This window comes from Catenovulum sediminis (genome assembly GCF_007289895.1).
Taxonomy (GTDB): Bacteria; Pseudomonadota; Gammaproteobacteria; order Enterobacterales; family Alteromonadaceae; genus Catenovulum; species Catenovulum sediminis.
Map to the genome: position 1 here is coordinate 2,581,754 of NZ_CP041660.1, position 13,724 is coordinate 2,595,477.

10 protein-coding genes are annotated in these 13,724 nt (G+C 40.7%); 2 read left to right on the forward strand and 8 right to left on the reverse strand.

Features of this window, described 5'->3' with window-relative positions; all coding sequences use genetic code 11:
• The first annotated feature begins 1,142 nt into the window (after positions 1-1,142).
• Positions 1,143-3,770 carry a phosphoenolpyruvate carboxylase gene (gene ppc / locus FNT16_RS10630; RefSeq protein WP_143871560.1) on the forward strand — a complete coding sequence of 876 codons (2,628 nt, stop codon included), beginning with the start codon at positions 1,143-1,145 and terminating at the stop codon, positions 3,768-3,770.
• An 83-nt stretch (positions 3,771-3,853) separates the two neighbouring features.
• On the opposite strand, the gene FNT16_RS10635 is transcribed toward ppc, so the two are convergent.
• The 6 genes from FNT16_RS10635 to queF all read right to left on the reverse strand — a co-directional run bounded on the left by FNT16_RS10635 (position 3,854) and on the right by queF (position 11,632).
• Entirely contained in the window at positions 3,854-4,861 is a 1,008-nt protein-coding gene (locus FNT16_RS10635) for an isocitrate dehydrogenase (protein WP_143871561.1), read from the reverse strand.
• Between the two features lie 111 nt (positions 4,862-4,972).
• Positions 4,973-6,610 (reverse strand): hypothetical protein, encoded by a 1,638-nt coding sequence (locus FNT16_RS10640; RefSeq protein ID WP_143871562.1) that lies wholly within the window; start codon positions 6,608-6,610, stop codon positions 4,973-4,975.
• A gap of 44 nt (positions 6,611-6,654) precedes the next feature.
• The gene (locus FNT16_RS10645) at positions 6,655-7,353 is read right to left on the reverse strand and encodes an SDR family oxidoreductase (RefSeq protein ID WP_143871563.1); all 699 of its coding nucleotides are present in this window, start codon (positions 7,351-7,353) and stop codon (positions 6,655-6,657) included.
• A 19-nt stretch (positions 7,354-7,372) separates the two neighbouring features.
• Positions 7,373-8,731, reverse strand: a complete 1,359-nt coding sequence (gene ppnN / locus FNT16_RS10650; RefSeq protein WP_143871564.1) for a nucleotide 5'-monophosphate nucleosidase PpnN — start codon at positions 8,729-8,731, stop codon at positions 7,373-7,375.
• Positions 8,732-8,992: 261 nt separating this feature from the next.
• Complete coding sequence (locus tag FNT16_RS10655) at positions 8,993-10,549, reverse strand: GGDEF domain-containing protein (protein WP_143871565.1); 1,557 nt, start codon at positions 10,547-10,549, stop codon at positions 8,993-8,995.
• 234 nt (positions 10,550-10,783) lie between these two features.
• Positions 10,784-11,632, reverse strand: coding sequence for an NADPH-dependent 7-cyano-7-deazaguanine reductase QueF (queF, locus tag FNT16_RS10660; protein ID WP_143871566.1), 849 nt, complete (start codon positions 11,630-11,632; stop codon positions 10,784-10,786).
• A 41-nt stretch (positions 11,633-11,673) separates the two neighbouring features.
• Between queF and syd the strand changes: the two genes are divergently transcribed.
• The gene (gene syd / locus FNT16_RS10665; protein ID WP_185976575.1) at positions 11,674-12,201 is read left to right on the forward strand and encodes a SecY-interacting protein; all 528 of its coding nucleotides are present in this window, start codon (positions 11,674-11,676) and stop codon (positions 12,199-12,201) included.
• A gap of 33 nt (positions 12,202-12,234) precedes the next feature.
• Here the strand turns inward: syd and FNT16_RS10670 are convergent, their stop codons facing one another.
• Positions 12,235-12,567 (reverse strand): hypothetical protein, encoded by a 333-nt coding sequence (locus FNT16_RS10670; RefSeq protein WP_143871568.1) that lies wholly within the window; start codon positions 12,565-12,567, stop codon positions 12,235-12,237.
• Between the two features lie 132 nt (positions 12,568-12,699).
• Positions 12,700-13,596: a GGDEF domain-containing protein gene (locus tag FNT16_RS10675; protein WP_143871569.1), complete on the reverse strand. Its 897-nt coding sequence runs from the start codon at positions 13,594-13,596 to the stop codon at positions 12,700-12,702.
• Between the last annotated feature and the right edge of the window lie 128 nt (positions 13,597-13,724).

The window sequence follows — 13,724 nt, forward strand, 5'->3', positions numbered from 1 at the left end:
GTTTTAGTTTTATGCTGCGAGTCGTGTAGGTCGGCCTTTTAGGGCGACGGGTTTGCGTTTCAAGAGCACTTTTGTTTCTTTCGGGCGTCATTTCATCGTTCAAAATCAGTGGCTTATGCTTTGTCGGGCTGAAGCCGCGACCTACATTTTAGTTTTAAGCTTCGAGCCGTGTAGGTCGACGGGTTTGCGTTTCAAGAGCACTTTTGTTTCCTTCGGGCATCATTTGCTCGTTCAAAACCTGTGGTTTATGCTTTGTCGGGCTAAAGCCGCGACCTACATTTTAGTTTCAAGCTTCGAGTCGTGTAGGTCGACCCTTTAGGGCGACGGGTTTTAGTTTTATGCTTCGAGCCGTGTAGGTCGACCCTTTAGGGCGACGGGTTTTAGGTTTTATGCTGCGAGTCGTGTAGGTCGACCCTTTAGGGCGACGGGTTTTAGTTTTATGCTGCGAGTCGTGTAGGTCGGCCTTTTAGGGCGACGGGTTTGCGTTTCAAGAGCACTTTTGTTTCTTTCGGGCGTCATTTCATCGTTCAAAATCAGTGGCTTATGCTTTGTCGGGCTAAAGCCGCGACCTACATTTTAGTTTTATGCTGCGAGTCGTGTAGGTCGACCCTTTAGGGCGACGGGTTTTAGGTTTCGAGGGTATTTTTGTTTCTTTAGGGCGACATTTCTTCGTTTAAAACCTGTGGTTTATGCTTTGTCGGGCTGAAGCCGCGACCTACATTTTAGTTTCAAGCTTCGAGTCGTGTAGGTCGACCCTTTAGGGCGACGGGTTTTAGGTTTCGAGGGTATTTTTGTTTCTCTAGGGCGACATTTCATCGTTCAAAATCAGTGGCTTATGCTTTGTCGGGCTAAAGCCGCGACCTACATTGCAGCTCGAAGCTCGAATCTCATTTCATTTTTCTGCATTATCTTTGGCTTAACCTTCAATACAATCTTTTGCAAAACTTTCAACACCAATACGGTGCTTTTTTATTCGATGGATTAAACCTTATTTTGAGTATGGTGATTTGGTCATACCAATGTGGTAGGTTATAGCAAATTCATTTTCACAGTACGGTTTTGTGGTATCTTGTGAAAATGAGCGTTAAACTCTTAAACACTGAATCCAGTATTTAAGACGGAAATTAAACAAGAGGTTCTATATGCAAAAAGGCATTGATGATTCGTTGTTGGAAACTGTACGCTATTTAGGTACTGAGTTAGGTCAAATTATTCAACAGCATTTAGGTGATGAGTGGTTGGAGAAAATAGAGACCGTCCGTAAACAAGGCCGCAAATCTTACTCTGGCGAAAAGCAAGCTACAGAATCTTTACAAAAATTATTTTCTGAAATGTCAGATCAGTCATTGCTGACAGTCGGAAGAGCATTTTCTCAATTTTTAAACTTGGCGAATTTGGCAGAGCAAGAGCATACAGTTGCCAATTTAAACGAGCAGGATCCTGTTGCTGATTTCTTGAGTAAAATTAAATCAGTCGAGCACTGCGAAATGTCGCTGGAAGAGGCAATTGAAAAGTTGTCCATTGAACTTGTGTTAACTGCTCACCCCACAGAAGTGACACGCCGTACACTTATCTATAAATATTCACGTTTAGCTGAATGTTTGTCTGAGTTGCATAATGAATCTTTATCGGATGCAAATCGTGCACAAGTAGAGCGCAGAATAGCTGAATTGATCAGTCAAGCATGGCACACAGATGAAATTCGTGCGGCTCGCCCGACACCTGTTGATGAAGCGCAATGGGGTTTCTCCGTTATTGAAAATTCGCTGTGGCAAGCTGTTCCTGATTTCATACGCAAATTAAATGATCAACTAAAAAATGAATTTGATATTGAGTTGCCGTTAAATTCAACGCCAATTCGATTTGGTTCATGGATGGGTGGGGATCGCGATGGCAACCCATTCGTTACATCAAAAGTGACCGAAGAAGTACTATTACTCGCTCGCAAAAGAGCCGCTGTTTTATTTTTAGACGATATCTCAACATTGTATGTTGAATTGTCTATGGCGCAGTGTGATGAGCAGTTACGCGAAAAAGTGGGTGCGGATGAGAGAGAGCCGTATCGTGCTATTCTTGGTCAGCTAAAATCTAAGTTACAAGCGACAGTAGAGGGCATTGAAGCTTATCTTGAAGGCGACAGCTATAAAGAAAACAGCTGGATACAAAAGCAAGAAGAGTTGATAGAGCCGTTGGAGTTATGTTACCAATCACTTGTAAACTGCGGTATGCGCGGGATTGCAAATGGTCAGTTGCTAGACTCAGTTCGCCGCGCACATTGTTTCGGTGTCAATTTATTGAAGTTGGATATCCGTCAGGATTCAGATCGCCATGATCAAGTTTTTAGCGAAATTACGCGTTATTTAGGCTTAGGTGATTATTCAAACTGGTCAGAGCAAGACAAGCAAGCATTTTTGTTAAGAGAGCTGGCGTCTAAAAGACCGCTGATCCCACGCGTATGGGAACCGTCTGCAGAAGTTCAGGAAGTCTTGGATACTTGTAAAGTTGTTGCTAAACAAAGCGAGCAAGCTTTAGGTATTTATATTATTTCGATGGCACGTGCACCGTCTGATGTATTGGAAGTGCATTTATTACTGCAAGAAAGTGGTATCAAGTGGCCTATGCCAGTGGCACCTTTGTTTGAAACTTTAGACGATTTAAATAATGCATTTGATAGTATGTCTCGCTTGCTGGATATCGAGTGGTACAGAGGATTTATCAAAAATCATCAATATGTGATGATTGGTTATTCTGATTCAGCGAAAGATGCAGGTGCCTTGGCTGCGGGTTGGGCGCAATATCAGGCGCAGGAAGCTTTGGTTGAACTCGCACAAAAACACCAAGTAGAGCTCACTTTATTCCATGGTCGTGGTGGTACTATTGGGCGGGGTGGTTTACCGGCTCACGGTGCTATCTTATCTCAACCACCGGGATCTTGTTTAGGTGGTTTGCGTGTAACAGAGCAGGGCGAAACAATTCGGTATAAGTTTGGTACTGAACCACTAGCACAACGCAGTTTTGGTTTATATGCCAGTGCAATACTTGAAGCGTTAATGTTGCCACCCCCGGCGCCGAAAGATCAGTGGCGTGATGTGATGACTGAAATGGCTAATGATGCGCGTGATAATTACCGAGCTGTTGTTCGTCATGATGAAAACTTTGTTGCCTATTTCCGCAGTGCAACGCCTGAGTTGGAGCTGTCGAAATTACCACTGGGTAGTCGCCCTTCAAAACGAAAACCAAACGGTGGTGTGGAAAGTTTACGTGCTATACCGTGGATTTTTGCTTGGGCTCAAAATCGCTTGGTGTTACCCGCTTGGTTGGGCGTGATGAAAGCATTTAAAGTTTCGTTGGAAAACGGTAATGAGCCTACCATCAAGGAAATGATGAAAGAATGGCCTTTCTTTGCGTCTCGTTTATCTATGTTGGAAATGGTCTTCATGAAAGCCAACCCACAAATGGCCGCTATTTATGACGAGGTTTTAGTTCCTGAAGAATTAAAATACTTTGGTCAGAATTTACGTGATGAGTTGATGGAAAGCCAAGCTTTGTTATTGCAAATTTTGGAACAAAAAGAAGTCATGGAAAAAGATCCAAGCGGCAAGGAATCCATGCAAATACGGGCTAATTATTTAGAGCCATTGCACCTGATGCAAGTTGAGCTGCTAAAACGCGCTCGAGAGGCAGGCGATGAAACTCTGAATCATAACTTAGAACGTGCGTTAATGGTCAGTATTGCTGGTGTTGCGACAGGTCTTCGCAATACAGGTTAAGGATAAATGACTAAAGTTATTCGAAAAAAGCCAGTGTATGACACTGGCTTTTTTGTTTTGTCGATTGGATTGTGATTGGCTTGTTATAAACGTTCTAAAACGGCTTGAGTGAATTCAATGGTACCTGCAGAACCACCCAAATCGCGGGTTGTACGATCACCGCTTTCTATCACATCTTTGACCGCGTTGCGTAATCGGTCTGCTTTATCTTTCATTTCAAGATGTTCTAACATTTGTACTGACGCCAGTATGACGGAAGTTGGGTTGGCTAGGTTTTTGCCCGCGATATCGGGGGCGCTGCCATGCACCGCTTCAAAAATCGCACAATCTTTACCTATGTTCGCGCCAGGTGCCATGCCTAAACCGCCCACTAAACCGGCACATAAATCCGATATAATATCGCCAAAAAGATTGGTTGTGACAATGACATCAAATTGATCTGGATTCATAACAAGCTGCATGCAGGTGTTATCAACTATCATGTCAGTCGACTCGATTTCTGGGTAACGGGCACCTACTTCTCGAGCTACTTTTAAAAATAAACCCGATGTCGATTTTAAAATATTGGCTTTGTGTACTGCAGTTACTTTTTTTCGACCTTCTTTTTTGGCCAGTTCGTAAGCAAAGGTGACGATTGCTTCTGCGCCTTCGCGGGTAATTTGGCTGGTCGCCTCTGCCGTTTTGCCATCTTCAGATACTTGTTGACCTAAGCCAGAGTACATACCTTGAGTATTTTCCCGGATCGTAACAATATCGATGTTTTCATATCGAGAGCGGGTCCCTTTAAATGATAAAACAGGGCGTAAATTGGCGTACAATCCAAACTTTTTGCGCAAAGTAACATTAATTGAGGTAAACCCTTCACCGACAGGGGTCGTCAGTGGGCCTTTTAGTGTCACTTTATTTTTTTCAATTAAATCAATTGTTCTTTGCGGCAGTAATTCACCGGTTTTTTCCAGTGCCGTTAAGCCTGCGTCTGCATAATGGAACTCAAATCCACAATCTAATTTTTGCAGGATTTGGACAGCTGACTCAATAATACTCGGGCCAATACCATCTCCAGGTATGACAGTTATGTGCTGTGTGGGCATAAGTAACCTCTTATATGCTAAACAGAATTGTAAAGTGCATATTTGTTGGCCGTTTTATACCATTTCGTAGCGGTGATTGCTAGCGTGTTGCAATATAAGCCTAGGGGGTTGTTAGTGTATCAGGCGAGGTAGGGGGTTAAAGCAAGTGTTATCAACAATATTGTCTTGTTGTATCTTGTATAAGTCATTAGATGTGAGCTTTAAGCAGGCAAGACTTTGTTTAAAAATTTCAGGCGCTGTCTGTTGTTTTGCTTGAGCTGTGTACGTCATGCCGACGCTGGCTAATGCAAGATAAATAACACTCAGCGTACTTTGCTGCTGTTTGCTAACCAATACGTTATTTGGTTTTTCACCCAGTTGAAGCAAGGATTTGGACATCCAGGCCGGTTGCTGCCAAGTTTCAGTGATCGCTTGTATAAATTCGTTTGGTAACTGTTTGCTATAGCCAAACACACTATCCGGTGTACAGCTATAATAGATAGGCGGCTCAGCGAATCTTTTGATTTGCGGTGCACTCAGATATTGAATTAAAGTTACACTGATCAACAATTTTGCTTGTTCTGGATAAATGAAATCTGTTTTTTTGGCCAGTTCAGATGCAACGTACTGAGCTGTTTTTAAATATTGCTCGTGCAGTGGTTTATGATCGTAATACGCATGCCAATAATTGTTTTCTAAATGAACTCGGGCTAACCAATATCGAATTCTGTTTAATCCAAGCATCATAATGGCGTTACGCAAATTTGAAAAGCTGCTTTGTGATTTACTTAGTTCCGCTGCATACGCTTTTAATGCTTCCATTAATAAAGTGTTTTTGTTGAATTGTTTATTTAACTGATCGATTGGATCTTGGTTTGTGTTGTTAAATATCGCTAGGTACTCAGTTAACTCCGCTTTAGTTAAGATGAATTTACAGCCGTGCTTAGATGGATTGACAGTTTTGTCGAGTGCTGCCAAAAACTTTTCATTGTTGAGGCAATCAATGTACTGTTTTTGAGGAACTTTATGCTTAGCTTGCACAACTTCTAGGGCAGCCAGCGGATATTCTTGTATGTGTCCATTTAACTGATAAATATCGGCTGATTTATCCTTTACTGCCAATAGATAGCCTATGGTTTGAGTATTGTTATTTAAGACTGTTATACCTTCAGGCATATCGCCCCAGTGTTGCAATAATAAGTCGGTTAACTGACTGTCAATAAATAGCGCGTCTTGACGACACAGTTTGCTGAGCAATTGTTGCCAGTTTAGTGCTGAGTTAATGCTCCGATGATTCACTATACGGCAGGCAAAATTGAACAGGCGGTCGCTCAACAACTGGCGAACCGATGTTTTTGCATATTGCTGTTTAATTAACTGACTCAAACCAGATAAACCAATTTTTTTAGATTGTAGGGCGCTTAATACTGCACTTTTGTGGATCTCAGCTAAATAGCTTTGTGCACTTTTGTTGGTATTTTTTGGCGGCAAGCTTAAATCCCGAAAACAGGCAGTTGTCAGCAGTTTGTGCACTAGGTTGTCATGTAGATTTAAAATTCTTTTAAACGTTAGAATTAGCACGCAAGTTTGTAAGTAGCGTTGGCTAACGAGTGGCAGTTGGAGTGGGAAAAAAAATAAAAAGCGAAGAGATAGTAAACCTTGCCCATCTAATTTTAACCAAAGCCGGCTTAACTTGTAGCCTTGTTTGGCAATGTCTGATTCGATAAGGCGACTACTGTGGATAGATTGCTGTAATTTTTGATGCTGCATACAAAGCTTTAAAATCGCTTTATATGCAGTACCAGAGTGTTGATTTACCAAGCGATTTGTTTACCGTCGTAAGCTATAAATGTACCTGATTTTTTGCCCGTTAAGCCTTTTATTACGCCCATCATGCCTTTAACAGATGTCTCGCTATCAATTAGCGCGTTAGGGCCGCCCATGTCTGTTTTTACCCAACCTGGATGCAGGGAAACGACTTTAATGCCATCCCCTTTTAGGTCGACCGATAAACTTTTAATGACAGCATTTAACGCTGTTTTGCTCGAGCGGTAGATGTAACTGCCACCTGAACTGTTGTCATCAATGCTACCCATTTTGCTGCTTAGTATTGCGATCTTTTTTTCTGCGCCTGCTTGTAAATTCGGGTACAAAGTTTCTACTAATTTTAAGGGAGCTATGGTATTGATCTGAAAAGTTTTTAACCATTCTTCAGAGTCAATTTGCCCAAACGCATTACGTTCATCTTTGGGTCCATAATAGCCCGCATTAGCGATTAGTATATCGATCGCTTGCTGTTGCAACATCGATTTCACACCGGCGAGTTGTTTCTCGTCAGTAATGTCTAACGACATGATTTGGATGTTGTTGTGTGCCTGTGCAAGTTTTTGTAATGCTTCAGCTTGTAAAGGTGCTCTGGTTGTGGCGATTACCTGATACCCTGCTTGCGCATACTGTCGGGTAAACTCCAAACCTAATCCACGGTTTGCACCTGTAATAAAGACGGTTTTCATTGTTAAATTAGCCTAAATTTTATGTTTGAATGATTTTATAACAGGGCTGATAAACAGTCCCAGGTAGCTTCATTCTACCCTGTTCAACAAAGGCTTGCAGTAGCTTGTCTATCATTTCCATCAGCTTCTTGTCGCCATCTATCATAAAAGGACCATGCTTTGCGATTTCCTGGATACCTTCCTCTTTTACATTACCCGCGACAATAGCAGAAAACGTGCGTCTAAGATTAGCGGCTAATGAAGCTTTATCCTGCTCTAAATGTAAATCCAGTGTCGCGATATTACTATGGTTCGGCTCAAAGGGTTTTTGAAACTCTGGGGCTATTTTTAAAGACCAGTTAAAATGATACGCGTCTCCAGAGGACTTTCGGTTATTTCGAACTTCGCTCATAAAACCTTTCATATGTTGCGCGACTCTAGCCGGATCGTCGACGATAATGGTGTACATGTTAGCCGCTTCGTCACCTAGGGTAGCGCGAATAAATTTGTCCATTTCTACGAAGTAGTTTGCACTTTCTCTCGGGCCAGTTAATACAATGGGTAAGCATTGAGTTTTATTATCTGGGTGTAACATAATACCGAGCAGATATAAAAGCTCTTCTGCTGTACCAGCGCCCCCTGGGAAAATAACGATACCATGAGCAACGCGTAAAAATGCTTCCAAGCGTTTTTCAATATCCGGCAAGATGACCAGTTCATTGACAATCGGGTTGGGGGGTTCAGCCGCAATAATAGATGGCTCTGTTAAACCTAGGTAGCGACTATTTACAGTCCGCTGTTTTAAATGTCCTATCGTGGCACCTTTCATTGGACCTTTCATTGCGCCAGGTCCACAGCCGGTACAAATATTTAAACCGCGTAGCCCCATTTGGTAACCAACATCTTTTGTATATTGGTATTCATGCTCGCGAATCGAGTGGCCACCCCAACACACCACCATATTAGGATCTTTTTGCGTTTGCAGCGCACCCGCGTTACGTAATATATCAAACACGTAGTGCGTAACGTGACCGGGATCTTGCAAATCTATTTTGCTCAGTTCTCTTAATCGCACACCGGTATATAAAATGTCACGTAAAACGGCAAATAGTAATTCCTGAATCCCTTTGATGAGCTCGCCATCGACAAAGGCGTGGCTAGGCGGGTTGATCAAACGTATTTTGACGCCTCGCTCACGGCGAATAACATCAATGTCAAAATCTTGAAATTGATCATATATTTCAGCACTGCTATCTGTATGACTGCCCACATTCAAGACAGCTAAAGAGCAATTTCTATATAAACGATATAAGTCACTAGTGGACGATTGTTTAAGCTTATCGACTTCAAGTTGGGATAACAAATCCATACTGCCCGTTGGATTAATTTCAACTATCATAGTTTGCTCCTATTTTTATTATACAGCGCCATTGCTGTTCAACACTCGTTCCTGTATCCACAAGACAATAGTACATATTGCTTGAGTGTTATATTAATTATTGCTGATATTAAGAAAAAGTGAAGGAATTTTATTTACTTAGATGCGTTTAATCGTCGCTTATTTGGATTTTGCTAAACTGTGTTAAGTTAAGTGATTTTTGCGCTTTATTTAACCGCAATGGATTCTTGCTGTGCTAAAAAGTGAGTGTTTCAACCGCATCTAATATTTCACCATCACTTTGTTTCGGCCATTAGATTTCGCTGCATATAGCGCTTGATCAGCTCGGTCGAAAGCACTTTGAGGCTGGTCAATTGCTTTAAACTGAGTCATGCCCATAGAAATGGTTACAGTCAAATCTGCATTTTTGAATTTAAATGGAATTTTGCTAATCGCAATTCTGAGTTTATCCAACCGTTTTTCAATATCTTTTAACTTTGACTCTGGAAAGAGCATAACAAATTCTTCACCACCGTAACGTGCAATGTAATCCGTTTCTCTTAGCCCTTTATTTAAATTGGCTGCAACGATTTGTAAGACTCTGTCACCTACAGAATGGCCAAAAGTGTCGTTTATATTTTTAAAATGGTCAATGTCGGCAACTGCGACACATAAATCATGGTTATAGCGCATCCATCTGCGGTATTCTAATTCCATACGTTCGTCTAACGATGCGCGATTCGGTAATTTAGTTAAAGCATCCTGCAAAGATTTAAACCTTTGCTCTGACAGTTTCTTTTTATATTCTTCTGCTTCTTTTTCTAGCTCTTTTAAGCGGCTTTCCATCTCACTTAAACTGTCGACGAGCAAAGTATGCTCTTCAACTTCTAATTGCTCTTTTTGATTTAATGCATCGACAATATCGGTAATTCGAACATTAATCTGCTTTTTGAGTGTATCAAGTGAAGTTGCTTTACTGAGTTCAGCAGACATCCCTGCCAGATCATTTTTTAGCTTTTCGTTCAGTTGCTGTTTTGATTTGTTGATTTCCTGGCTGCCATTGATTGACGTGGCAACAGCGGTATGTACAGAATTTAAAGCGTCATTTAAGCTAAATAAAAAGCTTTGTGCCGATTGTCTTTCCTCTGTAATGCTTTCAATAATTAACCGTATGACTTCAACGCAACAATTTACGATTGTGTCAGCCGTGACATGTGTTGATAAAACTTCACGTATCGCATCTATTTTATCTGCATTCTCTCCAGAAAATGCGATATTACTCAATATATTAATTAACTCTGATGTGACTTGTGATTGGAGTGCTGAAAGGTTTGCTTGCTCTTCAGATGATAAGTCTTGCCCACCGTTACTGAGCAATAGTGAGCGTTGGTAGAGGCTCACTAAGCGGTTTAAAGTGGGTAAATATAACAGAATAGAACCTTTTGGTTCGCTAATATCCTGCATCAATTTTCGCAATTCACGGCGTAGATCTGACGGCAAGTTTTTGACTTTTTGTAATTGTTTTCCAGCCGTAATTAAAGAATTTTGAGTCTGTTTAATATTAAGCGATAAGCGGGTACTGTGTTGATTTAATAAGTGTTCTATATCACCCATTAGTGGGGCGATATTTTCAATATCTGTGTTTTTATTTAAATGCGCTCTGAGTTTTGCTAAGCGGTTATCTAATTCAATATCTATGCCTTTACAAACGTTTGACAGACGGTTGATAAAGTTGGTTAGCATAGTGAATTGTTGTTCATAAGTGCGCTCTAGTTGTTGGCGCGCCTTTAAAGAGACAACAAGTTTCTTTTTTAATAGCTCTATTTGTTCTTCAGACACTTAATAAACCTTGGTCAGTTAACCTAATACTGCATGATTAAGCTGGTCATTTAAATCAATATGTTTTTTACAATCAGTTTAGTTGAAATTGCTCAATTGTGCCGATTGATAATATGCCATTTTGATTAAAACATATAACAAATTTTTTACCTAGCATCGTAAGCACTTTTTGCTAACTTGTTGTGATTTTTATATTGACTAGTGAGTATAAACAACTTTTATAATTGTCCAGTTTTATTGACGTACCAGCCGGTGATTGCTGATGTCGTCTAAAAGCTGGGTATTTGATAGTCGAATCGGATTAATATCCAATCCACCACGGCGGGTATATCTTGCATAAACACTGAGTTTATCTGGGTTTAATCTAGATTCGATATCGCGAAAGATGCGCTCTACGCAATGCTCATGGAATTCATTATGGTTGCGAAAGCTCACTATGTATTGCAGTAATTTGTTGTGGTCAATTTTTTGCCCGGTATAGCGAATCACGATACTTGCCCAGTCGGGTTGGCCGGTCACAAGGCAGTTTGATTTTAGTAGATGTGAAACCAGCGTTTCTTCAACCTTTTCTTCTGTTGAAGTGGCACAAACTAGTTCTGGTTGATAGTCATAGCTTTCAATGTTGACGGGTAGATCGTCTAACAGTATGCCCTGAAATTGGGTGACTTGTCGTTTGGCAAACTCGTCTAGTGTATACAGCTTTACGCTAACTGGCTTACCAGAAACGGCACTTAAATCTGTCTCCATAATGGCGGTCACTTGCTCTGCATTTTTAAAGTGACTTTGGTTAAAGCTGTTTAAATACAGCTTAAAAGACTTAGACTCAACTAAATTGGGCGAGTCTACTGAGAAGAAAAATTCTGCAATATAGACGACAGGTTTACCACTAGGTGATAACCAAGAAATTTCATAGCCCGTCCAAATATCAAGACCATAAAAGGCTTTTGTACTTGTCGGCAGCGTATCGCGCATTAACTGCCTAGATACACCTTGCAGTTGCTTTGGATCATATTGGTCGACGTAGTCTGTGTGCTTTCCAAGTTTAAGTTCTTTCAGTAAATCACTTGAGTTCTGTTGGGACATAAGGCTTAATGCATTTTTTTATCATTGTATTATTGTACCTTATGTCTGATTCAATACGACACGCCTTACAAACATTTTTTAGTAAAGCTCAGGACAGTCAACAAGCACAAGTGTATTACGAAGCTGATTGGTTGAGCCCATGTATACAAAATAAGCAATCGGATGATAGCTGCCAATGGAAAGCGATTGAGCGTACAGACGATAGTCAACTTAAGAATATCGAGCAGGCGTTACAAATATCTCTTAATCCAGATGTGGTTGATTTTTATACTGCATTCTACGCACCTTCTTTAACGGCCGAGTTTGAATCTAACCAGTTGGTTTTATTGCAGGTTTGGAATGATGACGATTTTAAAATACTACAAGAAAACATCATCGGTCATCTGCTCATGAAGAAAAAGCTTAAACAACAAGCAACTGTTTTTATTGCCAGTACCGATGATGATGAATACTTAATATCAGTGGTTAATCAAACGGGCGCTGTCATGTTAGAACGAGTAGGGCAAGAGCCTTGCCGAAAGTTGGCCGATAGCCTAGCGGAATTTATTTCTGCGCTGAGTATAAAATAAGCTTTGGCAGCGGCTCTGCAAACTTCGGGCCTGTTACTTGCTGAGTAATTGTTTTAGTTGATTGCTTAGCGATACAACCTGTTCTTCAAGTGTTTTAACTCTTTGTTCTAGCGTTAGCGTATTGCTGGTTTCATTTTGTTGATTGGCTTGTTTATCAGCTTGTGCGGCTATGTTATTTTGCTCCCATACTTTTAGATAACTTTGCGGATCTGCTTTAAATGCAGATATCGCTTTGGTAATAATAGGCAGTGGAGCAGGGATCACCATGGCATTTTTGACGGTAGCAACAGATATATTTTTACCGTTTTGGTGGAGCTCACAAATTGAGGCAAATACAGATTGTAGTGCTTGTTCTTGTTTTGACATTAGGCTTTAATCACAGACTTATAACGGACAGATAATATTAGCAGGCTGTTAGATGCAGATAAAGTTGAATTGGAAGGCTTATTTTGCAAGGTGTGCTATACACCTTGCAAAGATATAATTATTTAGGCTGTTCTAAGCGCACTTTAATTGATTTTTACCCGCTGTTTTGGCGTCGTATAATGCATGATCGGCACGCCGAAATAATTGTTTTTGCGTTTCATTTTGCCAGCTCGCACAGCCAATCGAGCAAGAAACTGAGGTTTGCTGCATTAATGGGTTTTGCGCGACCAATGTTTGAATTCTAGATGCGACACGTTTAGCGACAGGCTCATCAGCAGTATTTAAAATAATCGCAAACTCATCACCGCCAAATCTAAAAGCAAGATCGGTTTTACGAATACTCTGGCGCAGTATTTGTGCAAATTTTTGTAATACCTGATCACCTATTTCGTGGCCAAAACTGTCATTCGCACGTTTGAAATCATCCAAATCCAAAACCAGTAAGGTCATTCCCTGATCTTCGCGTATACAGCGTTCAATTGCTAATTCAAATTGTTCGTCGAATCCAGCTCTATTGCCCAGTTGCGTGAGGTGGTCTTTAACCGCTTGTTGTTGCAAGATATAAAATTGAATGCCGTTATAAATGGGCATAACCAGTTTGCTTTGCATGTTATGCAGCATGCGGATATCTTGCGGTTCAAACTCACGATAGGTTGAATAGGTTAGATAGCCTAAAGTCGTATTATTGAATCTTAGCTCGGTAATATGCTCGTATATTCCTTCAACAAAACGTTCTGTTTCAACCGTTGTTGCTTCTGCCTGAAATCTCAATCCGCTAATTTGGATGTATTTTGCCGCTTCATCGGTAAAAGTTTGCAGGATTCGGTTTAAATCCAATGACGCATGTAAACGTTCTGCTAACGCATTAAAATTTGCATGCCCAGAGCGTTGAAGCCCGTTAAAAAACTGGCTTGTTAATGGATTCGCTTTGCCTGATTCAGACGACAAATATGCTTGTAATATATCCATTCTTTAACCCCACAGTTAAAAGTATCTAAGAGGAATAAAGCTATCTTTATGCCACTTTTTATTTTTCCTTATAAAACAATTGGTTACTTCTTTTTTGAAGGGCGGGGGCTTAAAGTGTCAAAATATTG

Excerpts from the sequence above, each read along its gene's own strand:
- ppc (WP_143871560.1), top strand. The coding sequence starts at position 1,143 with ATGCAAAAAGGCATTGATGATTCGTTGTTGGAAACTGTACGCTATTTA.
- FNT16_RS10635 (WP_143871561.1), bottom strand. The coding sequence starts at position 4,861 with ATGCCCACACAGCACATAACTGTCATACCTGGAGATGGTATTGGCCCG.
- FNT16_RS10640 (WP_143871562.1), bottom strand. The coding sequence starts at position 6,610 with ATGCAGCATCAAAAATTACAGCAATCTATCCACAGTAGTCGCCTTATC.
- FNT16_RS10645 (WP_143871563.1), bottom strand. The coding sequence starts at position 7,353 with ATGAAAACCGTCTTTATTACAGGTGCAAACCGTGGATTAGGTTTGGAG.
- ppnN (WP_143871564.1), bottom strand. The coding sequence starts at position 8,731 with ATGATAGTTGAAATTAATCCAACGGGCAGTATGGATTTGTTATCCCAA.
- queF (WP_143871566.1), bottom strand. The coding sequence starts at position 11,632 with ATGTCCCAACAGAACTCAAGTGATTTACTGAAAGAACTTAAACTTGGA.
- syd (WP_185976575.1), top strand. The coding sequence starts at position 11,674 with ATGTCTGATTCAATACGACACGCCTTACAAACATTTTTTAGTAAAGCT.
- FNT16_RS10670 (WP_143871568.1), bottom strand. The coding sequence starts at position 12,567 with ATGTCAAAACAAGAACAAGCACTACAATCTGTATTTGCCTCAATTTGT.
- FNT16_RS10675 (WP_143871569.1), bottom strand. The coding sequence starts at position 13,596 with ATGGATATATTACAAGCATATTTGTCGTCTGAATCAGGCAAAGCGAAT.